The sequence below is a fragment of the Aliihoeflea sp. PC F10.4 genome (genome assembly GCF_054612275.1).
The window spans coordinates 3,250,380-3,277,051 of record NZ_JBTSWH010000001.1; the positions used below are offsets into that span (position 1 = coordinate 3,250,380).

The following is a 26,672-nucleotide window of genomic DNA, read 5'->3' on the forward strand; positions in this document are numbered from 1 at the left end:
GCCTCTCCGCAAAAGCAGACATCGTTCGATTAATCCTGATCGCCGCCGCATCAACGGCATGGCTACGGGCGACAGGCTGCGCGCGAGCAAGGGTTGGGCAGCCGTGTAGGCTGACCTGCCGCCTTTCACCTGTCGAGCACGGCTTGACCTGGCAGTCCGTGTCTGCCGCGCAACAAGCGCAGTCCGGCGAGGACGACCGCGGCATATGCGGCAGTCAGAATCCAGAGCGTCGCCACCTGAGGTATGAGGTCCTGCCATGAGGCGCCCATCTGATTGATGCGCACCATGCCAGGAATGGCCGAGGTGCTAGGGGCCGCGAGCGCAACCTGTTGCATCCATTGCGGCAACATCTCGATGGGCCATGCCACGCCTGATAGGAAGAACAGCGGGATGCCCATGGTCATCATGGCCAGGATCGCCCATTCACGCACTGGCAGGACCATGGATAAGACAAGCCCAAGAAAAATGGTCGCGAGAATGAAGGGTACGCCGAGGATGAAAAGATCAAGTAGGCCGCCGATGCGCGGCATGCCGAGAATGACCGGCAGCAACACCAGATAGGCCAGCATCCATATGCTATAAAGCAGGCCGTAGGCCGCGACCCGCGCGGTGAGGACGGTGAACGGCCGGACGCTGCGGCGGGCGTTTGCCGCACCGGTGTTCAGAAGCGCGACCCCAATCAAAAGGGTCTGTTGCAGGATGAGGACGGCCGAGGCGGGCACGACATAGCTGGCGTAGCCCCCCTGGGGATTGAACAGCGGCACCGCCGTCACGGTCATGGGCTGGATGCTGGCAGCCGCCCGAGCACCCTTGCCTTGCTGCACCATGCGTCCGGCGGTGATTTCTGCTCCCATTTCGCGGGCGACCGAGGTGATGGCCGTCATGGTCGTGTTGTAGAGCAGGAAATAGCTAGCGTCGCCATAAGCGGCGACAGGCGCGCTGCGCCCGGCCAGAAGGTCGCGCTCGAAGAATTCGGGAATGACGAGGATGGCGAAGGCTTGCCTGGCCTGAAGCGCCCTGCGCGCGGTCACCATGTCGGGAACCGAGCCGGCGATCTGCACCGTGTCGTAGGCGCCGATACGGCGCAGCAATTCCCGGGACGTGACGGAATTGTCCTGATCGACCACAACGATGGGCGCCTCGCGCACCACCTCGCCCAGATAGGGCTGAGGATAAAGCAAGCCATAGACGATGATCGCCAGAACCATGATCGAGAAGGCGGCCCGATCCTTGAATATGGCCGAAAAGGCGCCTTGGAATTCTTCGAACCACGCTTTCATGCCGAAACCTCCTTCATCTCTCCGGAGGCGTCGCGGGGTCGCCGGATGACCAGCAGCAGCGCCGCGAGAACCGCATAGGCCAGGGTCGACCACCCCAGAGCCCCGAGGGAAGCGAGCGAGATGTCCACCGGTGCGCCGCGCAGCATCTGGTCCACGCGGAGGTCCATATACCAGGTGAGCGGCAAGAGGACGCTCCAGAATGTCGCGAAACCGTGCATGGCGAGACGGGGAAAGCTGACCCCGATGAACCCGAAGGCCGGCGCAGTGAAGATGCCGGCTGCGCCGAGCGCAAGCGAAATCGACCCGGCGGCCAGACCGAAAACCACCCCGATCATCTGATAGGCGATGATGAACAGGAGGCTGCCGGTCAGATAGATCGGCATGCTGCCGTTGAACGGCATGTCATAGACAAAGAGCAGCAATGCGTCGCCAAGGGCGAGGACGGTCGCGAAAATGACGGTGTAGGGCAAAAGTTTGCCGAGCATCGCAGGCACCACCCCGCCGCCGAGCCGCGTCATGGCTCTCAACCTACCCGGCCTCAACCGCTCGAGCGCGACGGTATAGGCGGTCGCCGCGCAAATGAAGATTTGCAGCGCGGTGGGCATCAGGGCGGCCAGCAGGAAGTGGACATAGTCCAGCGTGGGATTGAAGAGCGGGCTTTGCTGCACGGGAATGGGATTGACCGCCTGTATCGCCTGATGGTTGGGTTCGCCTTGCGCGACGCGCATGGAAACCGCCATCCCAGCGTTCACATTGGCGAGCGCGGTCTGCATGCTTCGCGCCACGGCGCTGCCGGGGGTCATAAACTGGTTATTGTAGAACAGCACCACCTCCGGACGACGGCCAGCGCGCACGTCGCGCTCCAATTCGGCGGGCAACAGCACCACACCATAGGCCTGTCCGCTCAGAACCAGGTGCCGCGCCTCAGAAAGATCGAGCGGGCGATGAGCGACCGCGACTTCGGGCGCCGCGTCTACCGCCTGAACGATCTGGCGGGAAAGGGCGCTGCGATCGAGGTCGAGCACCGCCACCGGCAGGTCGGTCGGCACGCCGGCCCGGAAGATCGAGGCGAGCATGAGAAAGACCAGAAGCGGTAAGGTCAGAACGAAAAAGGACAGCGCGGGACGGCTGGCGATGCGGCGCAACTCGCGCTGGGCCACCCGCATGACCCCCGGCCGCACCGCTTTTTCAGCGGCCAACATGACCGGCCTGCCAGTCGATGATGGCGCTCATGCCGGGGCGCAGGCCTTCGATGGGTCCAACAGGGCGGGCGCGGATCTGGAAGGTGCGCAGATCGAAATCCCCCGTCGCCCGCGTCGCCCGCCAGTTGGCGTATGCGCCCAATGCGCTGATCGAGGTGACGCTTACCTGTAGGTCATCCTGGCCGACGGCGGGAACGTCGACCAATAGCACGTCTCCGACTTGCAAACCGTCCAGAAAATCCTCGCGCAGATTGAACGTGAACCAGACATCGTCCAGATCGACGATGGACAGAAGCGGAGCGCCCGAGGCGGCGAGCGCCCCGACCTCGGCGACCCGGCTGACCACTTCGCCCGAGATCGGAGCGGAGACGGACAACTCCGCGACATCGGTGCGGACCTGGTTGAGGGAGGCTTCCGCCTGCTGCAACTGCGCGTCGGCGACCGCGCGCTCTTCAGGGCTGGCGCCGTTGACCGCAAGGGTCAGGTTGGCTTGAGCCGACGTGACTCCGGCACGGGCGGCGGAGAGCGAGTTTTCGGCGCTGTCGAGCTGCTGCTGGGAAGCAACCGAACGTTCGGTCAGCGCCACGAGGCGATCATAGGTCTGCTGGGCGAGTTCGAGATCGGCCTCGGCCTTCGCGAGTTCCGCCTCGCGGGCTTCGATCACCTCGGGACGGGTGCTGTTGATGCGCTCGCGGTCGGCTTGCGCGACCCGCGCCGCCGCTTCAGCCGAGGCCAGACCTGCCATGAGTTGGGGGCTGTCGAGTTCGATCAGTAGCGCGCCAGCTTCGACGCGTTCGCCTTCATTGACATGCACCGCAGCCACCTGGCCCGACGCCCGGGGCGCGATATCCACACGCGTGGCCTCCACCTCGCCCTGAACAAGAACGATGGCAGGCGCCAGGGAGGCCCATATGGACAGGGCCGCAACGCCGGCGAGCACGGCGACGACAATAATGAAGGCGATTCTCGATTTCATGATAATGGCATCCTTGATCCGATACATAAATATGTCAGTTGATATTTATATGTCAAGCGATATATAAATATGAAGAGCATCGATCGGAAAGAGTGCGATGAGACACGCCGACAGAAAGCAGATGACGCGCGAGGCGCTAATCGCCTCTGCGAACGCCGAGATTTTCGAGAACGGAATTTCCGGCGCCTCCATACGCGGCATCACGGAGCGTGCCGGCTACACCCAGGGCGCCTTTTACTCCAATTTTGCAACGCGCAACGCTCTTCTCGAAGCAGTACTGGAAGAACACATGCGGGTCCGGCTGGACTGGATGAAGGCCATTCTGCTCGGGGAAGGGCCGCTCGAAGTGATTATGGAGCGACTGGGCGCTTGGCTCAAATCCATGCAGGACGACAGAGCCGGAACACTGGTGATGCTCGAATTCCAGGTTCACGCGCTAAGAGATCGTGAGTTTGCTGCGGCTTACAACCGGTTGCGTGCCGCTCAGCATGCCTTCATCGCACATGCGATCGAAGCAATCCGAAAGCAATATGGCGTGGAAACGAAACTGCCGCCGATGTTGATGTCGCTCGGATTTTCCGCCCTCTGGTCCGGCTTCGCGCTGCAGGGGCAGATCCCCAATGACATCGAGGCCGACGATCTGATCGGAGCGTTCATACGCGCATTGATCTGAATGAAATACCGATTGGATGGGATGAAGTAGCAAGGTCGCTTGTGCCGCCATGCCAGAAGCCAGGGCAACGCAGAAGGACGGCCTCGGCATGGCGGCAGCGTCATCCCCGCCCCATGGAAAGGCACGTCGGCTTAGCCATGTCCGCTTTCCCCACATGAAACCCCATAAGCGGACTGACAGCAGTCCCCCCCGTTGGAGCCATTCGCTTGTGCCTAGATTTAGAGGGCTATAGCGTAGATGTAGCTATCATCTTCACCCGGCACGGCGCGCCAGATACCGCCGATTGCCCTCTACAGCGCGACATTGCCGCCGATCACCGCACACCCACCGACCGGCATGCGAAACCGCCGATTCCACGCTACAGCCCGATAAAACTTGAAGACCAGCAAACGGCGACTCCCGACCTCTTTGCGGTCATCACAGCCTTCTCTGCGCTTGCCGAAAAGCAGACACGTAGTGGTGCTAGCGATGGGGCTTCAATTTGTCCGCCGAACCCCTTTCAGCCTCGGGCGGCCAACTCATCAAAGCGCACTTTACCATTCGGACTGAACGCCACGATGCGGGTTTTCGTATCGCGCTTGGCCCAGCCCAGTTCTTCGATGCGAACAAGCATCGCCCGCCCCAGGCTTCCTGCCAGATGCGAGCGCCGCTCGCTCCAGTCAAGGCATTGGCGGCACAAGGCGGATCGTTGCGCCTTTAGCGCATCAAGGTCGATCCCGAAGTCCCGAACGAAACCCGCGCCCGCAGTCGTGAGTTCAACTTCCTCCCCATTCAGCCGCAATAACTGCCGCGTGATCATGCTCTCGTAGAGCCGCGTCCCCATTTCCCCTGCGAGGTGATTGTAGCAGACCCGTGCCTCCCTCAGCGCAGCGTTCCGAGGGCCGGGCCTGGAGCGCAGGTGGCCAGCATTCGCCGCAAGTCCCATCAGTGCCTCGAGCGTATGCGCGACCTCGTCGCTTGCCAGTGAGAAATACTTGTGCCGCCCCTGTTTGCGCGGGCGCAACAGGTTGCCCTTCTCAAGCTTGCTCAGATGGGAACTCGCGGTCTGAAGCGTAATGCCGGCTTCTTGCGCAAGCTCGCTGGCCGTCAGGGCTTTGCCGACCATCAGCGCCGTCAGCATGTTCGCGCGCGCCGGATCGCCAATCAGGCTGGCAATATGTGAGATGTCCGGACCTTCTTTCATGGTTCGATCATAATCGAAGCATTCGCCTCGAGCAATCGGCTAGGGGTTTCGCAGCACAAACAGGAGAACACCATGCTGACCTGCGTGATCCGCTACGAGATCGATCCGACGAAGAAGGAGGCTTTCGCCCGGTATGCCCGAAACTGGGGTCAGGCAATTCCGCGATGTGGGGCCGATCTGATCGGCTACTTCGCTCCCCATGAAGGGTCGAGCACACTGGCCTATGGCATCTATCAGGTGGCGAGCCTGGCCGACTACGAAGCCTATCGCGCACGACTTGCCGCCGATCCCATCGGCCGCGAGAACTACGAATTCGCCAAGTCCGAAAAATTTCTGCTGCGCGAGGACAGGACATTCCTGAAGCTGGTCTCCGCACCCCACGGAGAGCCGGGATGATAGCCGTCATTTTCGAGGTTGTTCCCAATGAAGGCCAACACGATCGATACCTCGACACTGCGGCGGCGCTACGCCCGGTGCTCGAACAGATCGACGGGTTCATTTCCGTTGAGCGATTTCAGAGTCTCTCTGATCCCCAGAAAATCCTGTCGCTGTCGTTCTTCAGGGATGAGGATGCAGCGCAGCGCTGGCGCGCTACAGAAGAGCATCGTGCGGCCCAGGCCCTTGGACGGGGCGGTGTCTTCGCCGACTACCGGCTGCGGGTGGCGCACGTGGTGCGGAGCTATAGTCTGAATGAGCGTGCCGGAGCGCCGATCGACTCTCTTCGGTACCATGACATGCAGGCAAGATGAGTCGGGCATTATGAAGAGCCCCACACCTAAGGCTGTCTTGGCCCAGCCGGTTGGAAACCTGCCCGACCGCTTTCCACCCCGATCTAGTGTTAGTCATCGGCTGCCGCGAACTGGCGGCAATCGACCCCATTGTCGCCGTTCGGAGCGCCGCGTTCGGCGCCCGAAACCTGCCGTTCATTCACTTCCACCCGACGGCAAAGTCGGGGCCGTCTGCTGAAGAGGTCATCAGGGAAATCAAGCGGCTCTTCAAGATTGAAAAGAACCCACCCACTGTTACCCGCGCCGAAGGTCGCCTCACGCGGCGCGGTGGCTTCTTGAGGAGTACGGCCTCGTCACCGACGACTATCACCGCACACAATGGGTGTGGTTCGCTGTGACCTTCACCGCAATCTGGCGCAATTTCTCCAGCGCTAAGTGGCGGATTGCGGGCGAGATCTCGAAGAAAAGTAGAACGGACGTTCGAGCGTGATGCCGCGAAAGTCTGGTCTGAGCCCAAAGTGACGAATGCTGCACGATGGGCGAATGTCGATTACCGACCTCACTACGCCAGCGTGCGCGTCATCTCACGGATCAGATCATTTGTCTCTGGTCTCGTCGTTTGGTGCCGATATCGAAGGGCCAAAACAGTTCTTGATATTTCAAGGCCATCGATGGGTTTCGACACCAGGCCCATGTCCGAAGGAATAGCGGTGGCTGGCAGGATCACCGCACCTGACCCTTGCCGAGCAAGTTCAACTAACCAATCCACGCGATTTGACCGATAGGCCGCGTAGAGTTCGTGACCATGATCCGCGCAGGCCCCATGCAAAACATCCCGCATTTCGCAATTTAGGCGGTCAAGCATGTCAGTTTTAGCAAGAGCCGAAAGAGAGATCGCATTTAGTTCAGACAACGGATGCGACTTTGACACCACGACCTTGTAGTCCTCTTCATAGAGATGGTCTATACGATAGAGGTCTTCACTGACCTTCTCTGCGGTGACTACAACGTCAAATTCACCATCTCGTAACCCGGCAAGAAGCTCGGAGGTTGACGCAACGATCAATTCGATTTCGGCTTGCGGCAATCGCGTACGAGTACGCTCCATAGCTGCCGAAATCCTGTTGTGGCCAATCGTTTCGCCGACACCGACAGAGATTGGAACCCGCTCCAAGCGCATATGACGGACCGCCTCTGCCTTAGCCTGTCGCGTCTCATCGTGAACCTTCTGCAACCTTGGCTGCATGAGTTTACCGAGGGACGTAGGCCTGCATCCCGCACGGTCCCTGACAAACAGGTCACCTCCAAGCTCGTCTTCAAGTTTCTTGATCGCAGTCGTCAAGGAAGGTTGGGAGACATTGGAGGCACTGGCTGCGTGGGTGAAGTTTCGGTGCTCGCAGACGGCAAGAAAATACCTGATCTGGTTCATTTCCATCGCCACATTCTCCGTCACATCTCATTTCAGGCCATCAAAACAAGTTCGATAGTCCACGTCTATCAAAGAATAGAATTTCGGAATTGGAGCCCGGCGCACCCAGCATGGGACAAGAGTGCATCGAAACCAAACACGATGCACTTCAAATCAGGAGACGACCATGAAAGCGCAAATCCTTCAGACATTCGCCGCACTGGCTCTGTTCACAACTTCTGCAACTGCACAGGACAACGCAATGGAAAATCATACTGCCAGCTACATCGCCATGCCCGCCGCCGAAGGCCAGACCGGAGCCTTCGCGGAGTTTCTGGCAGGTGCCGCACCTATCGTGCGGGAAACAGAGACGGGAACTGTACTTTGGTTTGCTCTGCAAGCCGACGATATGCTCGCAATCTTTGACATCTTCGCAGATGAAGAAGCACGCGACGCTCACTTCTCAGGAGCGGTTGCTGCGGCTTTGAAGCAAAACGCCGACGCGCTGGTCGACGGAGGATGGGACGACGGTGTTGTCGCGAATATCAACAACTCCGATGTCCTGTCGGTAAAGGCGCCGGTTGATCTCTACACGGCAACGACCGCAACTTACATCAAGCTCGAAGCTGCTCCAGGTAAAGGCCCCGAATTGGCAGCCTTGCTGACCGCCGCCGGCCCCATCGTCGCAGAAACTGAACCCAAGACATTGTTCTGGGCGGCGCTGCAGATTGACGGGAACAACTTCGACATCTTTGCCGACAACTCTGGCCGCGAAGCGCACTTTGCCGGACAAGTCGCCGGACTCCTGAATGAAAAGGCTTCAGAATTGATCTCAGGTGGATGGGACGACGGTGTGGTGGCAAACGTCCACAATTTCGAAATCCTCGCTACCAAGTAATCTCGAGGTGACTTGAGAAAGAAGTGCCCGGTGCAATCCATCGGGCGCTTTGCTGTTTGAATTTAGATTCACGCCAAAGCGGCCGTGCCGGAACTGGCAAGCGAAGCTCGCACTCGCCTCCGGCTTGGAAAGGGCGGCTATCGGCGGGAACATGTCCGCGCCTTCGCCCAACACGCCGAGATCGCGGACGACGCGATCTACATCGAGGGCAGCAAAAAACACCCTATTGAGGACGCCGGTAGCCACCAAAGGAGGAAAGTCGGCGGGAATCGGCGTTCCCGGTTTTTACCAAAGTGGCGGAGGGGATGGGCCTGATATCCAACCTTCTCCACTTTAACCCATTGAAATCATGCTTTTCGTTGGGTGCCAGTGGCGACTTCCAGCATTCGCTTTGACCTTGTAGTGCCGTCCCCATCAGAAACTCCACACCTGCCTAGCCGACAGTCACACCGAAGAGCGTCCCCACGGCTGCGGTCGCGGCCATGGCAAGCGCGCCCCAGAAGGTGACGCGGACGGCTCCCTTGACGATGCCCGCACCTCCGGCTGAGGCACCGAGTCCGCCCAGCACCGAAAGCGCGATCAAAGTGGTGACCGCGACGATGAGAGTGATCTGAGTGGCAGGCACGAGCGCCGCAATGATGAGCGGGATGACCGCCCCGACGGCGAAGGTCGCCGCCGAAACCAGGGCAGCCTGGATCGGATGCGCGGTGACCGTTTCCGAGATGCCGAGTTCGTCACGCGAGTGAGCGGCAAGTGCGTCCTTTGCGGTCAGCTGGATCGCAACCTGATGGGCGAGGCCCTCATCAAGCCCCCGCGCCATGTAGATGCGGGTCAGCTCGTCCAGCTCCGCCTTGGGCGTTTCCTTCAATTCCCGCGTCTCGCGCGCGATGTCGGCGTGTTCCGCATCAGTCTGCGAACTGACCGAGACGTATTCGCCGGCCGCCATCGACATCGCTCCGGCGACGAGGCCGGCAAGTCCGGCGATCAGGATTTCGGGACGACCAGATCCGGCCGCGGCGACCCCGACAACCAAGCTCGCAGTTGAAACGAGGCCGTCATTCGCCCCGAGAACAGCAGCGCGCAACCAGCCGATGCGATGCACCATGTGGATTTCTGAATGCGACAGACGACTCATCAGAGAAAATCTTTCCAAGCCGCAATCGCGCTCATGCGTTACTATAGCGGTATCTTGTGACGATGTCCGACCGGCTTCGTCGTGCGATCCCCCGTCACGGTACGATCTGCACTTGACCTTCCAGTGACAGGAAGGAGCACATTGATGCTGAGGGTCCTGCATTGGCCTTCGCGCGGCACCGTCCGCGAAAGGAGAACACCATGTCCACCGTCGATCCGCACCGAGGTCACGCCCACACCGATGACGAAATGCCGACGCACCACGATGCGCCTGGAACTGGTCCAACGGCCATCGACCCTGTCTGCGGCATGACGGTGACCCTGAAGCCGGAGACCCGATCGGAAACCTTCGGCGGAAAGGACTTCCATTTCTGCTCGGGCAAGTGCCAGACGAAGTTCCAGGCCGATCCCTGGTTCTACGCCTCTGGTCGTGCCGCAGGCCGCAAGAAAGCTGTTCCGGCCAACGTCCAGTACACCTGCCCGATGCATCCGGAGATCGTGCGCGATGCGCCGGGGTCCTGCCCGATCTGCGGTATGGCGCTGGAACGGATGGTGCCCTCGGACGAGCCCAGCGAGGAACTGACCGACTTCACCCGCCGGATGTGGATCTCGGCCGCCGCCGCGGTGCCGCTCATCATCCTGACGATGGGTGAGTTGGTGGCGTTGCCGGTGCGCGACTGGGTCGGGCATCAGACGGCGAGCTATCTGGAGTTCGTGCTGGCGACGCCGATCATCCTCTGGGCGGCCCTGCCGTTCTTCCGGCGTGGCTGGGATTCGGTACTGAACCGGTCGCCCAACATGTGGACGCTGATCAGCCTCGGCGTGGGGGCGGCGTATCTCTATTCGCTGGTCGCAACCTTCCTGCCTGGCGTGTTTCCGGATGCCTACCGGATGGGCCATGGCGTCGGCACCTACTACGAGGCGGCCGTGGTGATCGTGGCGTTGGTCTTCGTGGGCCAGGTGCTGGAACTGCGGGCACGCGAACGCACCGGAGATGCGATCCGTGCCCTTCTGGACCTCGCGCCCAAGACCGCGCGGCGCATCCTGCCGGACGGCACGGAATACGACGCGCCGCTGGAAAACATCATGGAGGGGGACAGGCTGCGCGTCCGCCCCGGCGATGCGGTCCCGGTCGACGGTGTGGTGATCGACGGACGCTCGTCGCTGGACGAGAGCATGCTGACCGGCGAGTCGATGCCGGTCGAAAAGGGCCCGGGCGATGCGGTGACCGGTGCCACGATCAACAAGAACGGCTCTCTGGTGATCGAGGCGGGCAAGGTCGGCTCCGACACCGTGCTGGCGCAGATCGTGGCCATGGTGTCGAACGCGCGCCGATCGCGCGCGCCGATCCAGGGGCTGGCCGACCGGGTGTCGGCGGTGTTCGTGCCGACCGTGGTCGCCATCGCCATCGTCGCCTTCATCGTCTGGCTAACCGTCGGCCCCGAGCCCGCGCTGGTCTTTGCCATCGCCTCCGCGGTGTCGGTGCTGATCATCGCCTGTCCCTGCGCTCTGGGGCTGGCGACGCCGATCTCCATCACCACGGCTGCAGGGCGCGGCGCGCAGGCAGGCGTATTGATCAAGGACGCCGAGGCGCTAGAGCGCATGGCGGCCGTCGACACGCTGATCGTGGACAAGACCGGCACGCTGACCATGGGCAAGCCGAAGCTAACGGATACCGTGGCGGTTGCGGGCATCACCGAGACCGACCTGCTGTCGCTCGCCGCAGCGCTCGAGCGTGGCTCGGAGCACCCGCTGGCGGAGGCGATCGTCGAAGGGGCGGAAGCGCAGGGCGCCCCGCGTCTGGAAGCGACCGACTTCGACGCCGTCACCGGCAAGGGCGTGCGTGGCAGTGTCGGGGGACGCGCGGTGGCGCTCGGCAATGCCGCGATGATGCAGGAGATGGGGCTGGACACGGGGGCGGCCGAGGCAAAGGCCGACACCCTGCGCGCCGACGGCAAGACGGCGATGTTCATCGCGGTCGACGGCGCGCTTGCGGGTATCGTGGCGGTGGCCGACCCGATCAAGGAGAGTACTGCACAAGCGATCAGGGAACTTCACGCTCAGGGTCTGCGGGTGATCATGGCGACCGGCGACAACGAGCGCACGGCGCAGGCGGTGGCGGGCAGGCTCGGCATCGACGAGGTGCGCGCAGGCGTGCTGCCCGAGGCCAAGAAGGACCTCATCGACCAGTTGCGCCGCGACGGCCACAAGATCGCGATGGCGGGTGACGGGGTGAACGACGCGCCCGCGCTGGCTGCCGCCGATGTCGGCATCGCAATGGGCACAGGGGCCGACGTGGCGATGGAAAGCGCCGGCATCACCCTGCTGGGGGGCGACCTGATGGGCATCGTCCGGGCGCGCAAGCTGGCACGCGCCACCCTGCGCAACATCAAGCAGAACCTGTTCTTCGCCTTCGCCTACAACGCCCTTGGCGTGCCGGTCGCGGCGGGGCTGCTCTACCCGCTCACCGGGATGTTGCTGTCCCCGATGATCGCGGCGGCGGCGATGAGCCTGTCGTCCGTCTCGGTGATCAGTAACGCGCTGCGACTGCGTCGGATCGAGCTGTGAAGGGGTGACGATGTCCGAAGACCCGAACCGGTGGGAAGGCGTCTACCGGAGCAAGGAGGAGGCCGAGACAAGCTGGTTCGAGGACCGTCCGCAGGTATCGCTCGACCTCATCGCCGAGACCGGCGCGAGCAAGGATGCGGCCATCGTCGATGTCGGTGCCGGCTCATCGAGGCTGGTGGATTGCCTGCTGGACCAGGGGTTCCGCCGCATTACGGTTCTCGATCTCTCCGAAACCGCCTTGCGCACGGCGCGCGCGCGGCTACCGCCGGATGCACCGATCGAATGGGTGGTGGCGGACGTCCTGCACTGGCAGCCCTCCGGCCGCTTCGACGTCTGGCACGATCGGGCCGCGTTCCATTTCCTGACCGAGGCTTCGGATCAGGAAGCCTATCTGAAAGTCATGAACAAGGCCCTCGTCCCCGGCGGCCACGCCATCATCGGCACGTTCGCACTCGAAGGTCCGACCTCGTGCAGCGGCTTACCGGTCGCTCGATACGATGCGGCCCTGCTTTCGACACGGCTTGGCAGCGGATATCGGCTCGTCAGATCGCTGAACCACGCGCACCGCACGCCTCGGGGCAGCGTGCAGCGGTTCTACTTCGGGCTTTTCCAGAAAGTCTGACGGGTGCGGGAAACCGTCAATCGGCACCGGCCGCGATCGACCGCTGCGCCTGCGCGTCGCGAATGTGCTGGGGCCATGTTGACTTGATGTAGTCCAGAATGGCTTCGATCTCGCTCGGGTCCAGAACAGAACCGAAGCCCGGCATGCCCGACGTGAAGGTCACGTCCATGTCGTCCAGGACGGCCTGACCGCCTCGGGTGATGTAGTCGATCAGCATCGCGTCATCGTGATGCCAGGTGTGGCCGGTCTCGTCATGGGGCGGCGCCGGATAGAGCCCGTTGGCGTCGGAGCTGCGCCAGTTGGGCTGTCCCTCCAGATCGGCGCCGTGGCAGGCCGCGCAGTGCTCGACGTAAAGCTCGCGCCCGGCACCGGTATCGGTCTCGGAGGCGTGGAGGAACGCCGCGGCCGGAAGCGGCATGAGCCCGATTAACGCGGACAATGCGGGCAACAGAAGTAGGTCGGACAAGATAGGCTTGACCGGCATCCGATGCCCCCGAATGCGCCACGACTCTGCCATCAGCGAAAGAAGACGTATTTGACCAGAGCCGCAACGACGAGCACCACGAGAATGGCGACCACCACGCCCCACAGCCCCATTCCCCACATCATGCCGTCGCCCATCATCGTTCCGATCTCCTAAGTCCTAGTGGTCGCGCGACCTTCCCGAGAGCCCGTCGATGATCGGGCAGTCAGGGCGGGCGTCGCCGTGACAATTCTCGACAAGATGCCCGAGCATCTCCCGCAACCCGGTCAGTTCCGCGATCTTGCGGTCGATCTCGCCAAGCTTCTCGGTGGCGATCGCCTTCACATCCGCGCTGGCGCGGTCGCGGTCGGTATAGAGGGAGAGCAGCTGCCGACATTCCTCGACTGAAAACCCGAGGCTACGGGACCGCTGGACGAAGCGCAGCCGATGGACGTCCTCGTTGGAATAGTCGCGGTACCCGTTGGCAGCCCGGTCGGCGGTCAGCAGACCGATGTCTTCGTAGTAGCGGATCGTCTTGGGCGCAAGGCCCGATTGCCTGGCGGCTGTTCCGATGTTCATGGCGGCATCTCCATAGTTGCTCCCGCCAACATAAGGGTTCCAGCCGCTGGAAGCTCAAGTGATTTCGATGCGCGCGGACAGAAGTGGCCGCGCGGTCTGCACCGCGCGGCCGCTGTGGTCTCAGTTGGCGTTCTCAGCCAGCCAAGTGGTCATCCGCTCGATCTCGGGGCCCTGCGCCGCGATGATCTCCTCGGCAAGCGCGCGCATCTGCGGATCGTCGCCGTGCTCGAGCAACACCTCAGCCATGTCGATGGCGCCCTGATGGTGGGCGATCATTCCACAGGCGAAGGCCACGTCGGCATCCTCCATCATCATGCCTTCGTGCATGGCCGGCATGGTGATCATCATCTTGCGCATGTTCTCCTGGACATGCTCGGGCATGCTTTCGAGGTCCATGCCTCCCATGCCCATCATCTCCATCATGCCCGCATTCATGCCGCCGCCCTGATTGCCGGGCATGCCCCCATGTCCCATGGCCGAGTGGTCCATGCCACCCGAGGCAGCCGCTGTCGTGCACTGCTCGGGGAGTTGGAATTCCGCGTCCTGCGCCATGACGGGCGCTGAGAATGCGGTAGCGGCGACAGCCGCGGCGAGGATCGTCTTTGCGATAGTCATCTTGATTTCTCCTGAATGTATGATTTGTCGAGCGATCAGAGCCACAGACGTCGCGGAGGGGGGAGGATCACCCCAGGATCGCTTCCCAAGCCCGGCACCGGCGTCGCAGCCGTCGTCTCGTCGCTGGCCGAAACGGTGGTAATTTCATGCGCTCCGACTGAAATCCCCGGACAGCAATGAGCCATCATGCAACAGCCTAATGTCGCAACATCACAGTCGGCGTCCATCTGAACGGTGAGAAGGCTGTGCTGGTCGCTCGGTTTGGCATGAGCCTGGTGAGTATGGCCCCTGTGCATTATTGGGACATAGATTCACGGTAGGAACCTGCTGGACGGTACCAACGCGGTCGGGCAACAAGCGACGCCATCCGGGACGTCCCTGAGGCAGGTCATTGCTTCTGAAACCAGACGCTGCAGGTGGCCGACGTCACCGCGACCTATCATACCGGCACGTCGCGACCGGAGCAGAATTTCGCGCATGCGGCGACAACTGCGGAAGCATCTTCACCAGCGCCCATCACGAGGGCTGAAGCACGATTTCGCTGCCACGGACGTCCTAGATGAAAAAGGCCCGGTACGGGAGAAAGGCCGCCTTCTTGCAGAATGCTTCCGTTGGAACGGGTACTGCCTGGAATCTGGAGCCATGCGCTATCGTCTCGATATCCGATGCACCAGATGACGGAATCGATCACCCGTTTCGATCCATCGGCAAAGAATGCGAGGCGGTCTTGTGAAGAGACTAAGCGTTTCGCGACGGCTACGCCCCTTCGTTCCAAGTCGTCAAGGCTCCGATCCCTGTCAGGAAAGGGGTCCGCGCGCCGCATCACGCGTCCTATCGTCGATTCGGGCCTTGCTCTCATCAAGCCCAATGTGTGCAGCCACCACCATGTACTCTGGCCCAGAATGCGCTCGGGAAACAGACGGCGGCTGCGTCCAGCCGCAAGCACCACTTCATGGGTCAAAGCCAGCTCGGCTGCGATGTCGCGTCCGCTTGCTCCATCTCCGACAATAAGGACCATGCCAAGCGGGAGATCACTGGGATTGTGATAACTTTCCGGTGTTAGTTGCTTGACTGCGCTGTCGAAGCCGGCAGCAATCGTTGGGATTATCGGTTTCTGAAACGCACCCGTCGCGACGATCACTGCCTTCGCTACTATGTACCTGCCATCGTCGAGTTGCGCGGCGAACCGCTCATCGGCCCGGCGTTCGAGCCGAGCCACACCATTTCCGGAATGCACCGGTAGGTCGAAATGGCTGGCGTAGGTTTCGAGATAATTCGCAAACTCGTCTCGCGTTGGATAGCCTTCTGGGTCCCCATCGAGCGCAAGACCAGGCAGCGAACTAAATGCGCGCGGAGTGAACAGGGTCAGGGAATCGTAGCGATGGCGCCAACTGTCGCCGACGCGGGCATGGCGATCGACGATTTGGAATGAAAGCTCTGGTCGGGCAAGATAATAGCCGGCTGCGAGTCCCGCTTGACCCGCGCCGATCACTAGAACGTCTATTTCCTCCGAACCATGGCTCACGGATAGCTGGCGAGGGCTTCTGTTCATGCAGCCTTTGTTTTGCCTCGTGCCAGAACGCTCTCCACCAGCAAAAGCCCGACCCCACAGACAATCGCCACGTCGGCAAGATTGAAGGCGGGCCAATGATAGCTGCCGATGTAAAAATCCAGGAAATCCGTCACGGCACCCTGCCGGAGCCGGTCGAGCAGATTGCCGAGCGCCCCCCCAACCACGAGCCCGAGGGCGGATGCCGTCAGGCGGCTGTCGCTTCGATGGATCCAGATAAGGAGGCCGGCGACTATAGCGAGCGGGAACGCCATCAGGAGCCAAACCGGCGCCTGGCCGAACAATCCGAAGCTCACGCCGGTGTTAAAGCCGAGCACGAGATTAAAGAAGCCGGTGACCGGAATGACCTGAGGTGGATTCATAACATGGTCCATGACCCACCACTTCGTCGCCTGATCAATGAAAAACCCGCCAAGGGCGAGTGGAAGGCCGAGCCTGAGCATGTCCGAATGTCCTTTAAACTCCGGCTTAGCCGATCCGACCGAGGGCCGGGAACGTCTGGAGCAGCCATATTGCAAAGCTAGAGAGATGGCCGGTGATCATGGCGATGCCCATCACCACCATCACCCCACCAGCGACGATTTTGAGCACCCGGCCGGTGCGGCGCATCGACATCATCCGCGCCATGAACCCGCGCATGAATAAAGCCGCCAAGATGAAAGGGAGGCCAAGGCCCAGGGAATAGACGGCGAGCAGCGTCGTTCCGCTTGCAACCGTGGCGTTGGCAGCGGAGAGGGTCAGAATCGCGCCCAGCACTGGTCCGATGCAGGGAGTCCAGCCGAACGCGAAAGCGAGACCGAGGAGATAAGCCGCGCCGGCGCTTCCGCTGCCCGGATTGGCATGGAACCGCGCTTCACGATTGAGCCAGGGCATTGGTACGAGGCCTGTCGTGAACAGACCGAAGAGGACGACGATTACGCCTCCGATCAGGTTCGCTTCGAAAAGATACATGCGCAGGAGCCGGCTCAACACGGTTGCGCTGGCCCCAAGGAGGACGAACACGGTCGTAAAGCCGAGCACGAAGCAGAGGCTGAGGCCGAGAGTTCGGCTTGCCGCCTTGAATTCGGCATCGGCCGCAGTGCCATCCGGGCTAATCGTGCGGCCTGCGACGTAGGAGATATAGCCCGGCACCAGCGGAAGGACGCAGGGCGACAGGAAGGATACGACACCTGCGGCGAAAGCCGTCGCTATTCCGATACTGGAGAACTCCATCAGCCAATCTCGCCCGCCAGGCGGCGGAGCTTCTGCAATCGAATCTCACGCGGCTCGTGCATGTCGAGCGTGCCGACGAATTGGCTCTCGGCATCCATCAGGTAAACGCCGGCGGTATGATCCATTGTGTATTCGCCCCCTTCCAGAGGCACTTTTCGCGCATAGGCCGCAAAGGCCTTCACCACAGCGTCCGTTTCCTGTCGGTTTCCCCGCAGTGCGAGGATGCGGTTATCAAAGGCTGTCATGTACTGAGCCAGCAATTCTTGTGTGTCCCGTTCGGGATCGACGGTGAAGAACAGGACGTTGAACTGGTCGGCCACCGGCCCGAGCTCGTTCATGAGATCGCTCAGTTCATAGAGCGTCGTCGGGCACACATCGGGACAATGGGTGAAGCCGAAGAAGGCGAGATAAGGCTTTCCGGCCAGCGCAGCATTGTCGATCGTTTCGCCTCGATGGGATGTGAGCTGGAACGGGCCGCCGATGGCTGCCGTGCCTGTCGAGGACGCGACCGCCACGGTTTGCTGTTGCCAAGGCTTGGATACGGACAGGCCGATGAAAAGCCCGCCGACAGCGGCGACGGCAACCCATGCAACAAGGCGGAAAAGTTTGACGCCGCTCATTGGACAGCCTCTCCGTGCCCGTCATGTTCGTTCGCAAATTCCGGACGAGCACCCATGTTCTGCACAACGAACTCAACGTCGATCGCACCGGCCTGCTCGAACACAAGAGTCGCGGCAAACCGCTTCCCATCCTTCAAAGGGCGCGATGGCTTCAAGAACATGATGTGCATACCGCCAGGTTGAAGCTCGACGGTCTCGCCAGCTCCAATTTCGATGCCATTTTGCACAGGCCTCATGCTGGCAACCCCATCGCTCACGGTCGACTCATGGATTTCCACCCGGTCTGACAGAGGTGATGAGATTGAAACCAGGCGATCGGCCATATCGCCATCGTTTGTCAGCGTCAGATAGCCGCCGGCTACCGGCGTGACCGGCGGAGTCGCGCGTGACCACGGGTGATTGATGGTGATCGAACCAGCTTGGAAGTCGTGACCCACAGCAGGAGAGATCGACACTGCAAGGGCAAGGAAGGCGGCGGATAGGGCTCGCAAACTAGTCATGTTCCTTTTCTCCTTTTCCAGCTTCGCCGGCCTTCTCAAGGATTTCGAAGCCGCTTCTGACAACGACAACAACCACGCCCAGGCCGATGATCAGATCCGGGTAGGGCGAATTGAAAAGGATTACGGCCAGACCCGAAAGCGCGATGGCTGAGTTCACGAGCATGTCGTTTGTCGTGAAAATCCATGAGGCTTGCAGATGCACGCCGCCTTCCCGATGAGAATTCAGGAACCACATGCAGATCATATTCGTAAGCGCGCTCGCGATTGCCACGGCAATCATGACCGGCCCTATCGGATCGGAGCCAGTGAAGAAGCGACGACCGACTTCAAATAGAAGAAGACCAGCGAAAACCATCAGAAGGATACCCGACAGCCGGGCAACTCGAACCTTCGCCGCCAAACCGCGACCTACGACGAAAAGGCTAATAGCGTAGACACCGGCATCGCCAAGATTATCGAGTGCAGAGCCCATCAATCCTGTTGACTGAGCCCACCACCCTAATCCCCCCACAATGGCTGCCTGGGCAGTATTAATCGCAAGTACCCATGCGAGCGCCCATTGTTCGCTCTTCTCGGATGAATTGGCACTGCCCTGGGACTGATTACTCATAAATTATACCTCGGCTTTCTTGGCGAGAAGTGGAAGCCGCGACCTGCATGTGCGCACTGTTCAAGCTCATTTGTCGCGGGTGCCGCGCCAGGTCAGCAGGCGCAGCGCATTGGCCGTAACGAGGACAGTAGCGCCCGTATCGGCGAGGATGGCCATCCAGAGCGTGGTAATGCCGAATAGAGTCGTCACGAGGAAGACAGCCTTCAGACCAAGCGCTATTGCGATGTTCTGCCAGATATTGCCGAGCGTCGCCTGCGACAATCCGATGAGATCAGCGATACCCGTCACCCGGTTTCTGAGCAGCGCGGCATCAGCGGTTTCCAGCGCGACGTCGGTGCCCGCACCCATGGCAACGCCAACGGAGGCAGCAGCGAGCGCCGGAGCGTCGTTGATACCGTCTCCCACCATGGCAATCGGTCCATCAGCCCTGAGGCGGCCGATCTCGGCGAGCTTGGCGTCGGGCAGAAGTTCGGCGCTCGCCTCAAGGCCGAGATGAGCCGCAATGGCGTCGGCCGTGCGCTTGTTGTCGCCGGTCAGCATCAGAGGGCGCACGCCGCGATCTGTCAGCCGCTTCACACCTTCGATAGCGTCGTCGCGCGGTTCGTCGCGCAACGCGATCAATCCCTCGATGGTCTTGCCCTTTATAAGCACGACGACCGTCTTGCCCTGGCTCTCCAGTGTGGTGATCGTCTCGGCAATGTTCTCTTCGAGGGCAGCCTGTTCGGCGGCATGACGGGGAGACCCGACCGAAGCGAAGCCGTCCTTCAACCGCGCTGTGACCGCTTTGCCGGGTGTGGCAACGCCGCCCCCGAAGGTGACGGGCAGTTCGAGCCCCCGCACTTTTGCCGCCTCCACGATTGCAACCCCGAGAGGATGGCTGGTGCTGCGCTCGACGGCCGCTGCAATGGCAAGGACGGCGTTCTCGTCCCCATTGATCGGCACAATGTCCGTCACCTGGGGATGGCCACGCGTCAGCGTTCCTGTCTTGTCGAAGGCAACAGTTACGACCTTACCGAGTATTTCCAGTGCCGCGCCCCCCTTAATCAGCAATCCCTGACGCGCGCCGGCGGCAAGACCCGAGGCAATAGCCGCCGGCGTGGAAATCACGAGCGCGCAGGGGCAAGCAATCAGCAACGTCGCAAGACCCCGATATACCCATGTCATCCAGTCACCGCCGAAGGCGAGCGGCGGCACCACGACGATCAGAGCCGCGACGACCATAGCGCCAGGCGTATACCAGCGGCTGAAACGGTCGATCATACGCGCCGTCGGGGCCTTTGATTCCTGAGCTTCCTCGACCATGTGGATGATGCGGGCAATGGTATTGTCGGCCGCGACATGACTGATCGACACTCGCAACTCGCCATTTGCATTGATGCTGCCGGCATAGACGTTTGCGCCGGCTTCTTTAAGCACGGGCATGGATTCGCCTGTCACGGGCGCCTCATCGACCTCAGATGCACCATCAATCACCGTGCCGTCAGACGGCACACGGTCCCCAGGCCGAACAACGACGACATCACCAATAGCCAACTCTTCGGCAGCGACCTGCTCAATGACACCATCACGCTCGCGGAACGCGACCCGGGGCACGAGATCGATCAGCGCTTCAATGCCTGCCCGCGCACGGCCTGCCGCCACGGTTTCAAGCAGCTCGCCCACTGCGAACAGGAAGATCACGACAGCAGCTTCTTCGGCCTCGCCGATGGCGACCGCGCCGAGTGCCGCGACCGTCATCAACGTCTCGATGGTGAAGGGTGAGCCGGACATCGCACCGGCGACCGCCCGCCGCGCGAACGGGATAACGCTGATCAGGGCCGCACCTGAATAGAGCCATTGCTCCCAATCCGGCAGGATACGCGCAATGGCGAAGGCAAGCATGAACAGTGCGCCGGTCAGCAGTACAAGCCGACCCTTGCTGCCTTTCCACCACGCCTCTGTGATGCGCTTCCGAGGCGGACCCCCCTTCGTCTCAGCCTGCTCGATCACTGGCGTGTACCCGAGCGCTCGGATCTTTTGCTCAATAGTGCCGAGGGCCGTCCGGTCTTCATCGAGTTGCAATGCTAGCGTCTCGTTGGCGTAGCTGACATTGATGTCGCTAACGCCCGGCAGGCGTTGCATCGCCGTCTCGATTTTCAATGCGCACGAGGCGCAGTCCATGCCTTCTATACGCAGTCTGTAAGGGCTCGCTGCCGCCATGGTGTCACCTCGATGGTTTAATGTGACACCGCAGATAGACCCTGTAGCAACTATAGGGTCAAGAGTGGACTTCGTTTATTTGATTTCGCGCTGCGATCCACGTGCAAATTCGCGGTACAACTTCATTAAGGAGCCTTGACCCTGTAGTGGGTACAGGGTGCAGAAATAGTTGAATGCAAAGGTAAATGGAGCGAAGCGAAACGATGGCGAAAGGGAGTGCTATGACCACCGGGGCGGGCACGACTGCAAATACCTGGGCGTTCGTCTTCTCGGCATGGCTCATTGCGCTTGCCGCCTCGCTCAGCGCTCTCTTCATTGGTGAGGTCATGGGACAGACGCCGTGCAATCTGTGCTGGCATCAGCGCGCTTTCATGTTTCCGCTGGCGGTCATTCTGGCTGTCGCTAGCTTTCGAGGTGATGCCAGCGTTTCCCGGTACGGACTTCCACTGGCTGCCCTAGGTGCCGCCATCGCTGCATTCCACTCCCTCCTTTATGCGAGGATCCTTCCAGCAGCCATCGAGCCTTGTACACAAGACGGCCCGTCATGTTCTGGCGTCGAGATGACGGTCCTTGGCATTTTGCCGCTCCCTTACCTATCGCTCGCCGCCTTTGGGAGCATCGCTCTTCTTCTCGTTCTCGCGCACCGGAGACGTTCAACATGACCAGACGGTCCATCGTACTTCTCACTGGCCTTGTCGCACTGATTGTCTTTGCAGGCGGTGCCTTTATCTACGACCGGTACGGCGGCCTCTCGGCACAGCCCGTTGCACCGGCGCAAGGTGATGCGTTGGTCAGGGCGCATTCACCCGTAATCGGCCCAGCGGATGCGCCGGTGACGATCGTGGAATTCTTTGATCCGTCCTGCGAGGCGTGCCGAGCTTTCTATCCAGCCGTTAAGCAGATCATGGCGAATTTCCCTGCCGAGACGCGCCTGGTCATCCGATACGCGCCCTTCCATGACGGATCTGACGAAGCCGTCAGGATTCTGGAAACAGCCCGTCTTCAGGACAGATACGAACCGATACTGGAAGCCCTGCTGGCGCGACAGCCGGAATGGGCCGTGCATGGTGCACCCGATCTCGAGAAAGCCTGGGAAATCGTGGCGGCGGCTGGGTTGGATGTTGAGCAGGCACGGCGTGAGATGTCCTCGGCCGAGATTGACGCCGTTCTTGAGCAGGATATGGCCGATGTTCAGAGCAATAATGTGCGCCAGACACCGACCTTTTTCGTGAATGGCAGGCCGCTGGAATCCTTCGGACCGCAGCAACTCCACGACCTGGTGCGTGAAGAGGTGGAGAGCGCCAGAGCGGCGCACTAGGCGAGCCATCGAGATCGACAAACGTCCAAATAGAACCTACATGACCCTGTATACGCTATAGGGTCATAAAATGAACTCTTCAATTCTGACGATCGGTCATCTTGCAAGGCAAACCGGTACCAAGGTCGAAACGATCCGCTTTTACGAGAAGAACGGTCTACTGCCCGAGCCCTCGCGTACCGAAGGCAATTATCGGGCGTACGAGCCAGACCATCTGAACCGGCTGAGCTTTATCCGCCGGGCACGTGACCTGGGCTTCTCGCTCGACCAGATCAGAGCGCTTCTCACGCTATCCGACAATCGCGGACAATCCTGCGCAGCAGTTGATGCCATCGCTAGCGAACATCGTGCAGAGGTCGAAAAGAAGATCACTGATCTCATGGCGCTCAAGGCCGAACTCGACAGAATGATCGACCAGTGCGAGTGCGGCATCGTCGACGATTGCCGGATCATTGAAACCCTGTCGCCGAAATGATCGGAGGTCCATGCAGCTTTGCCGACGATCCATGTCTTGATCGACTGCAATTGGTAGGTCGTTCGACATCTTCCGCTTGGAAGGGTTGGCTGCTGAAAGCGGCCTTTCCGCTTTCCACCCCATGGAGGTCATCGGATCCAAGTCATGCCAAGGCCTCATGGGCTTCCCGCTGACGATATTCGGCAACGATTCTTGAGACGGTTGGCTCGCTCACGTCATAGAGCCGCGCCATCTCGGCGCCGGACTTGCGCCCCGCAACAACGGATTCGGCGATCTCACGCCGTTTCTTATCGTCAAGTTTGCGCCGCCGACCACCGAGCCGCCCTTCCAACCGCGCCTGCGCTAGCCCTGCGCTAGTCCGCTCGCGGATCATGGCGCGCTCGAACTCGGCGAATGAGCCGACCATCTGCATCATCATGCGGCCTGCCGGTGTCGTCGTGTCGATCGCTTCGGTCAGCGACCGGAAGCCGGCCCCCGCCGCTTCGATCTTTTCCATCAAGTGCAGCAGGTCTTTCAGGCTTCGCGAAAGCCGGTCGAGCTTCCAGACAACAACGACATCGCCATCCCGTAGCTGGCCGATCATCTCCTGGAGCCTCGGCCGGTCCCATCGCCCGCCGCTGGCGGATTCTTCGAAGACGCGTTTACAACCCGCTGCCGTCAGCGCGCGCAACTGTGCTGCGTTCGACTGGTCGTCCCCCTTCGACACGCGAGCATAGCCGATCAAATAAGGTGCGGTGCTCAATTCGATCCTTTCACAAACGGCCGTCTACGGAAGCAGGATGACCATGACCGCAAATCAAGGCTCAATGCCTTTCACAATCCTCTTGCAAAACTGTATCAAAAGGCAAGTGATTTTTGAAAGGGATAACCGATGCCAGCACGCATTTACATGACCGGCCCTCAGCGCGACGCTTTGTTGGCGCTGCCCGAAGACGAGACGACGGTCGTCCGCCATCACAGTCTGGACGTAAACGACCTAGCTGCCATCAACAGCGCCCGCACGCCTGAGACCCGGCTTGGCTATGCTTTGCAGCTTTGCTGTCTGCGTTATCCGGGGAGGCATCTCCGACGCGGCGAATTGCTGCCCGCTGTCATGCTCGACCATATCGCTGAGCAGATCGGGATCGATGCAGAAGTGATCGGCGGTTTCGCACGACGGACGCCCACACGCTACGATCAGCTTCTCGCGATCAAGGCGCGTTTCGGGTTCACCGACCTCACCAAGCCGATGCGCGCAACGCTTCGAGCGTGGCTGGAAGCCGAAGCTGTCGGCCTGACCAACGGACGCGTCTTGTTGGGCAACTTCCTCGACGAACTGCGCTTCCGTAAGATAGTCATTTCCGGAATCACCGTGGTCGAGCGCATGGCCGCCGAAGCGATGCACGCGGCCGAAAACCGGATCATCGCCGACATCGACAATCGTCTCGATCCGGCCACCCATAGCCGACTTGACGCGCTTATCGCCGAGAAAACGCACGATAGGCAAAGCCGATTTTCCTGGCTACGGGAACCCACCCCGCGCGTCGCCTCTGCCTCGCTCGTCGGTATTCTTGACAAGATCGCACTGGTTCGCGGCATCAGGACGCCCGCCATCGATAGACGATACGAACCCCGAATGGAGCAATTTGCGCGCGAAGGGGTCCGCTACACCGCGCAGGCATTCCAGCAGATGGGGTCGGCGCGGCGGCATGTTATTCTTGTGGCGACGCTGCGCGAGTTTGAGGCCACGCTGACTGACACAGCTATCGGTATGTTCGACTCGCTCATCGGGCGAGCGCATCTGCGTGCCCGCAAACGCCTTGAACAGACGGTTGCCGCTTCTGCCGACCAGGGCCGCGACCGATTAATCCGTGTCGCCGACGTGCTTGAGGCGGTCAGCAAAGCCGCACGCGCCGGCGGCGATATTGCAGCAGCGGTCGCAGCGGTCGCCTCGCTCGATACGATCGATGCCGACGCTGCTCTTCTCCGGCGAACCACGAGGCCGGGACGAGATAATGCCATCAGTGAAATCGGGCCAGAATATCGGACGTTCAAGCGGGCGGGGCCGCGCTTCCTGAAAGCGTTCACGTTCGAGGGTCGCAAGGGTACCGCGCCGCTCTGTGCAGCGATGGCGATCCTGGCCGAACTCGATGGCGACTGGCGCACGGCGCTCCCTGATGGCTTGCCGCTCGGGCATATCGAGCGGCGATGGCAGCGCTATGTCGTCACGGACGACAAGATCGACCGAACCCATTGGGAGCTGGCGACCTATTCCGCGTTGGCTGGAGCACTGGCGGCGGGCGACATCTGGGTGCCAACCTCCCGACTGCACCGCTCTCTGGAAACGCTGCTTTCACCGAGTACGGATCCGGTCCCGGCACAGGTCTCCGATATTCCTGATCCTCATGTGTGGCTCGATGCCCGCGCGGCCGAACTGGATACTGCGCTGCTCAAGGTATCAGGGGGGCTGACCAGCGGCGATCCCGCGCTGTTTTCCGGTGACCGACTGCGGTTTCCGAAAGAGCCGAAAACCGATCTTGCCGAACGCGACGATGGCAGACAGTTCGTCCGGACCTGCTACAATCTCGTGCCGACGACGCGCATCACCGATGTTTTGTCTCAGGTCGAACGTTGGACCGGTTTCACCAGCCATTTCGGTCATGTCTCGACCGGGTTGCCGCCCAGCGATGAACGATCCTTTCTCGCAGCTATGATTGCGGAAGCGACGAACCTCGGCCTGTCACGGATGGCTGAGGTCTGCGGCGTGGCATCGCGGCGCACGCTCCTGCGCATGCAGACGTGGCACATGCGTGAAGAGACGTTTCGCGCCGCGCTCGGCTGTCTGACCGACGCCATACAGGCCGAACCAATGGCGGCCTGGTTCGGTGAGGGCTGGCGCGCCTCTGCCGATGGGCAGGCTTATTATCTTGGTGGCGCCGGGGAGGCTGGCGGTCAGGTCAACGCGCATTACGGCCGCGACCCGATCGTCAAAATCTACACCACCATCACCGACCGCTACGCACCGCTCCATCAAACCGTGATCGCGGGCACTGCCGGCGAAGCGATCCATGCCCTCGACGGCATTCTCGGCCACGAAAGCAACGCCAACCTTTCCGCGCTGCACGTCGATGGCGGCGGCGTCTCCGATATCGTGTTTGCGGTCATGGACCTGCTCGGGCTTGATTTTGAGCCACGTATTCCGCGCCTCTCCGATCGCCGCCTCTATTCCTTCGAGCCGCCCAAGCGTTACGGACGCCTCGCGCCGCTGTTCGGGAACAGGCTCAACCGCGATCTGATCGTCAATCACTGGCACGACATTCATCGCGTCATTAGGGCGATGCGCGACCGAACCATCACCCCATCGCTGATCCTGAAAAAGCTCTCAGCCTACCGGCAACAAAACAGCCTTGCCGCTGCCCTTCGCGAGGTCGGCCGTATCGAGCGCACACTCTTCACATTGCGATGGTTCAAGGATCCGGCGCTTCGCCAGCTTGTCACGGGTGAACTCAATAAGGGCGAAGCGCGAAACAGTCTGGCGCGCGCGGTTGCGTTCCACCGGCTCGGCCGCTTCCGGGATCGCGGTATCGAAAATCAGCAAATGCGAGCGGCAGCACTCAATCTCGTCACCGCCGCAATCATCCTGTTCAACTGCCGCTATCTCGACCGCGCCGTGAGTGAACTTGGAAGTCGCGGAGTGAAAATTGATCCCGCTCTACTCTCGCAGCTTTCACCTTTGGGCTGGGACCGGATCAACCTCACCGGCGATTATGTCTGGTCAGACGGCATTGAACTCGATGCCGACGGACTCATGCCCCTTCGAATCCCCGATAGCTACCGTGAATCTATGTCCCGATAATGCA

At 61.1% G+C, this 26,672-nt stretch carries 28 protein-coding genes; 11 read left to right on the forward strand and 17 right to left on the reverse strand.

The genetic code is table 11. The features are described from left to right. Positions 1-125: 125 nt before the first annotated feature. Genes ACX82Z_RS16310 through ACX82Z_RS16320 form a run of 3 tightly spaced genes read right to left on the reverse strand, consistent with a single transcriptional unit; the run spans position 126 to position 3,458 of the window. Positions 126-1,280: an ABC transporter permease gene (locus ACX82Z_RS16310; protein WP_459590122.1), complete on the reverse strand. Its 1,155-nt coding sequence runs from the start codon at positions 1,278-1,280 to the stop codon at positions 126-128. After that, a complete protein-coding gene (locus ACX82Z_RS16315; protein ID WP_459590123.1) occupies positions 1,277-2,482 on the reverse strand; it encodes an ABC transporter permease in 1,206 nt (401 codons plus the stop codon). Before ACX82Z_RS16315 ends, ACX82Z_RS16310 begins: the two co-directional genes overlap by 4 nt. Continuing rightward, a complete protein-coding gene (locus tag ACX82Z_RS16320) occupies positions 2,469-3,458 on the reverse strand; it encodes an HlyD family secretion protein (RefSeq protein ID WP_459590124.1) in 990 nt (329 codons plus the stop codon). The genes ACX82Z_RS16315 and ACX82Z_RS16320 overlap by 14 nt, the downstream gene beginning before the upstream one ends. A gap of 121 nt (positions 3,459-3,579) precedes the next feature. Here ACX82Z_RS16320 and ACX82Z_RS16325 point away from each other — a divergent pair, with 121 nt between their 5' ends. Beyond that, positions 3,580-4,131, forward strand: a complete 552-nt coding sequence (locus ACX82Z_RS16325; protein WP_459590125.1) for a TetR/AcrR family transcriptional regulator — start codon at positions 3,580-3,582, stop codon at positions 4,129-4,131. Positions 4,132-4,630: 499 nt separating this feature from the next. Here ACX82Z_RS16325 and ACX82Z_RS16330 read toward each other — a convergent pair whose 3' ends face one another. Continuing rightward, the gene (locus tag ACX82Z_RS16330) at positions 4,631-5,314 is read right to left on the reverse strand and encodes an ArsR/SmtB family transcription factor (RefSeq protein ID WP_090598493.1); all 684 of its coding nucleotides are present in this window, start codon (positions 5,312-5,314) and stop codon (positions 4,631-4,633) included. Between the two features lie 72 nt (positions 5,315-5,386). Here ACX82Z_RS16330 and ACX82Z_RS16335 point away from each other — a divergent pair, with 72 nt between their 5' ends. The 3 genes from ACX82Z_RS16335 to ACX82Z_RS16345 are packed head-to-tail and all read left to right on the forward strand — an operon-like array spanning position 5,387 to position 6,440. After that, positions 5,387-5,710 (forward strand): NIPSNAP family protein, encoded by a 324-nt coding sequence (locus ACX82Z_RS16335; RefSeq protein ID WP_090598491.1) that lies wholly within the window; start codon positions 5,387-5,389, stop codon positions 5,708-5,710. Further along, complete coding sequence (locus tag ACX82Z_RS16340) at positions 5,707-6,063, forward strand: antibiotic biosynthesis monooxygenase family protein (RefSeq protein ID WP_090598490.1); 357 nt, start codon at positions 5,707-5,709, stop codon at positions 6,061-6,063. Before ACX82Z_RS16335 ends, ACX82Z_RS16340 begins: the two co-directional genes overlap by 4 nt. A gap of 50 nt (positions 6,064-6,113) precedes the next feature. Beyond that, positions 6,114-6,440: a hypothetical protein gene (locus ACX82Z_RS16345; RefSeq protein ID WP_459590126.1), complete on the forward strand. Its 327-nt coding sequence runs from the start codon at positions 6,114-6,116 to the stop codon at positions 6,438-6,440. Positions 6,441-6,604: 164 nt separating this feature from the next. Here the strand turns inward: ACX82Z_RS16345 and ACX82Z_RS16350 are convergent, their stop codons facing one another. Continuing rightward, positions 6,605-7,477, reverse strand: a complete 873-nt coding sequence (locus ACX82Z_RS16350) for a LysR family transcriptional regulator (RefSeq protein ID WP_061498856.1) — start codon at positions 7,475-7,477, stop codon at positions 6,605-6,607. A gap of 160 nt (positions 7,478-7,637) precedes the next feature. On the opposite strand from ACX82Z_RS16350, the gene ACX82Z_RS16355 reads away from it, so the two are divergent. Then, the gene (locus ACX82Z_RS16355) at positions 7,638-8,348 is read left to right on the forward strand and encodes a putative quinol monooxygenase (RefSeq protein ID WP_459590128.1); all 711 of its coding nucleotides are present in this window, start codon (positions 7,638-7,640) and stop codon (positions 8,346-8,348) included. A 433-nt stretch (positions 8,349-8,781) separates the two neighbouring features. On the opposite strand, the gene ACX82Z_RS16360 is transcribed toward ACX82Z_RS16355, so the two are convergent. Beyond that, entirely contained in the window at positions 8,782-9,483 is a 702-nt protein-coding gene (locus ACX82Z_RS16360) for a VIT1/CCC1 transporter family protein (RefSeq protein WP_459590129.1), read from the reverse strand. 200 nt (positions 9,484-9,683) lie between these two features. Between ACX82Z_RS16360 and ACX82Z_RS16365 the strand changes: the two genes are divergently transcribed. Together ACX82Z_RS16365 and ACX82Z_RS16370 are read left to right on the forward strand one after the other, a co-directional pair. Beyond that, positions 9,684-12,050: a heavy metal translocating P-type ATPase gene (locus ACX82Z_RS16365; protein WP_459590130.1), complete on the forward strand. Its 2,367-nt coding sequence runs from the start codon at positions 9,684-9,686 to the stop codon at positions 12,048-12,050. A gap of 10 nt (positions 12,051-12,060) precedes the next feature. Then, a complete protein-coding gene (locus tag ACX82Z_RS16370; protein WP_459590131.1) occupies positions 12,061-12,672 on the forward strand; it encodes a class I SAM-dependent methyltransferase in 612 nt (203 codons plus the stop codon). A 16-nt stretch (positions 12,673-12,688) separates the two neighbouring features. Here ACX82Z_RS16370 and ACX82Z_RS16375 read toward each other — a convergent pair whose 3' ends face one another. The 10 genes from ACX82Z_RS16375 to ACX82Z_RS16420 form a co-directional block, all read right to left on the reverse strand. After that, the gene (locus ACX82Z_RS16375; RefSeq protein WP_459590132.1) at positions 12,689-13,156 is read right to left on the reverse strand and encodes a c-type cytochrome; all 468 of its coding nucleotides are present in this window, start codon (positions 13,154-13,156) and stop codon (positions 12,689-12,691) included. Between the two features lie 159 nt (positions 13,157-13,315). Continuing rightward, positions 13,316-13,714: a Cu(I)-responsive transcriptional regulator gene (gene cueR / locus ACX82Z_RS16380; RefSeq protein WP_459590133.1), complete on the reverse strand. Its 399-nt coding sequence runs from the start codon at positions 13,712-13,714 to the stop codon at positions 13,316-13,318. A 120-nt stretch (positions 13,715-13,834) separates the two neighbouring features. Then, positions 13,835-14,329, reverse strand: coding sequence for a CopM family metallochaperone (gene copM, locus ACX82Z_RS16385; RefSeq protein ID WP_459590134.1), 495 nt, complete (start codon positions 14,327-14,329; stop codon positions 13,835-13,837). A 439-nt stretch (positions 14,330-14,768) separates the two neighbouring features. Further along, complete coding sequence (locus ACX82Z_RS16390; RefSeq protein ID WP_051085129.1) at positions 14,769-15,881, reverse strand: flavin-containing monooxygenase; 1,113 nt, start codon at positions 15,879-15,881, stop codon at positions 14,769-14,771. After that, positions 15,878-16,342, reverse strand: coding sequence for a signal peptidase II (gene lspA, locus ACX82Z_RS16395; RefSeq protein WP_459590135.1), 465 nt, complete (start codon positions 16,340-16,342; stop codon positions 15,878-15,880). The genes ACX82Z_RS16390 and lspA overlap by 4 nt, the downstream gene beginning before the upstream one ends. A gap of 25 nt (positions 16,343-16,367) precedes the next feature. Further along, positions 16,368-17,111, reverse strand: a complete 744-nt coding sequence (locus ACX82Z_RS16400) for a cytochrome c biogenesis CcdA family protein (RefSeq protein ID WP_459590136.1) — start codon at positions 17,109-17,111, stop codon at positions 16,368-16,370. Continuing rightward, a complete protein-coding gene (locus ACX82Z_RS16405; RefSeq protein ID WP_012092648.1) occupies positions 17,111-17,731 on the reverse strand; it encodes an SCO family protein in 621 nt (206 codons plus the stop codon). The genes ACX82Z_RS16400 and ACX82Z_RS16405 overlap by 1 nt, the downstream gene beginning before the upstream one ends. Beyond that, the gene (locus ACX82Z_RS16410) at positions 17,728-18,231 is read right to left on the reverse strand and encodes a copper chaperone PCu(A)C (protein ID WP_459590137.1); all 504 of its coding nucleotides are present in this window, start codon (positions 18,229-18,231) and stop codon (positions 17,728-17,730) included. Before ACX82Z_RS16410 ends, ACX82Z_RS16405 begins: the two co-directional genes overlap by 4 nt. Continuing rightward, positions 18,224-18,841, reverse strand: coding sequence for a cation transporter (locus ACX82Z_RS16415; protein WP_459590138.1), 618 nt, complete (start codon positions 18,839-18,841; stop codon positions 18,224-18,226). The genes ACX82Z_RS16410 and ACX82Z_RS16415 overlap by 8 nt, the downstream gene beginning before the upstream one ends. 66 nt (positions 18,842-18,907) lie before the next feature. Next, positions 18,908-21,040, reverse strand: a complete 2,133-nt coding sequence (locus ACX82Z_RS16420; RefSeq protein WP_459590139.1) for a heavy metal translocating P-type ATPase — start codon at positions 21,038-21,040, stop codon at positions 18,908-18,910. A 221-nt stretch (positions 21,041-21,261) separates the two neighbouring features. Between ACX82Z_RS16420 and ACX82Z_RS16425 the strand changes: the two genes are divergently transcribed. The 3 genes from ACX82Z_RS16425 (at position 21,262) to ACX82Z_RS16435 (ending at position 22,833) form a co-directional block, all read left to right on the forward strand. Further along, complete coding sequence (locus ACX82Z_RS16425; protein ID WP_024706423.1) at positions 21,262-21,702, forward strand: disulfide bond formation protein B; 441 nt, start codon at positions 21,262-21,264, stop codon at positions 21,700-21,702. Then, the gene (locus tag ACX82Z_RS16430; RefSeq protein WP_028793180.1) at positions 21,699-22,358 is read left to right on the forward strand and encodes a DsbA family protein; all 660 of its coding nucleotides are present in this window, start codon (positions 21,699-21,701) and stop codon (positions 22,356-22,358) included. The genes ACX82Z_RS16425 and ACX82Z_RS16430 overlap by 4 nt, the downstream gene beginning before the upstream one ends. A 70-nt stretch (positions 22,359-22,428) precedes the next feature. Then, complete coding sequence (locus tag ACX82Z_RS16435; protein WP_009452623.1) at positions 22,429-22,833, forward strand: MerR family transcriptional regulator; 405 nt, start codon at positions 22,429-22,431, stop codon at positions 22,831-22,833. A gap of 142 nt (positions 22,834-22,975) precedes the next feature. On the opposite strand, the gene ACX82Z_RS16440 is transcribed toward ACX82Z_RS16435, so the two are convergent. Beyond that, complete coding sequence (locus tag ACX82Z_RS16440; protein ID WP_009452622.1) at positions 22,976-23,575, reverse strand: recombinase family protein; 600 nt, start codon at positions 23,573-23,575, stop codon at positions 22,976-22,978. A 129-nt stretch (positions 23,576-23,704) separates the two neighbouring features. Here ACX82Z_RS16440 and ACX82Z_RS16445 point away from each other — a divergent pair, with 129 nt between their 5' ends. Then, entirely contained in the window at positions 23,705-26,668 is a 2,964-nt protein-coding gene (locus tag ACX82Z_RS16445) for a Tn3 family transposase (RefSeq protein ID WP_459590142.1), read from the forward strand. Positions 26,669-26,672: the final 4 nt, after the last annotated feature.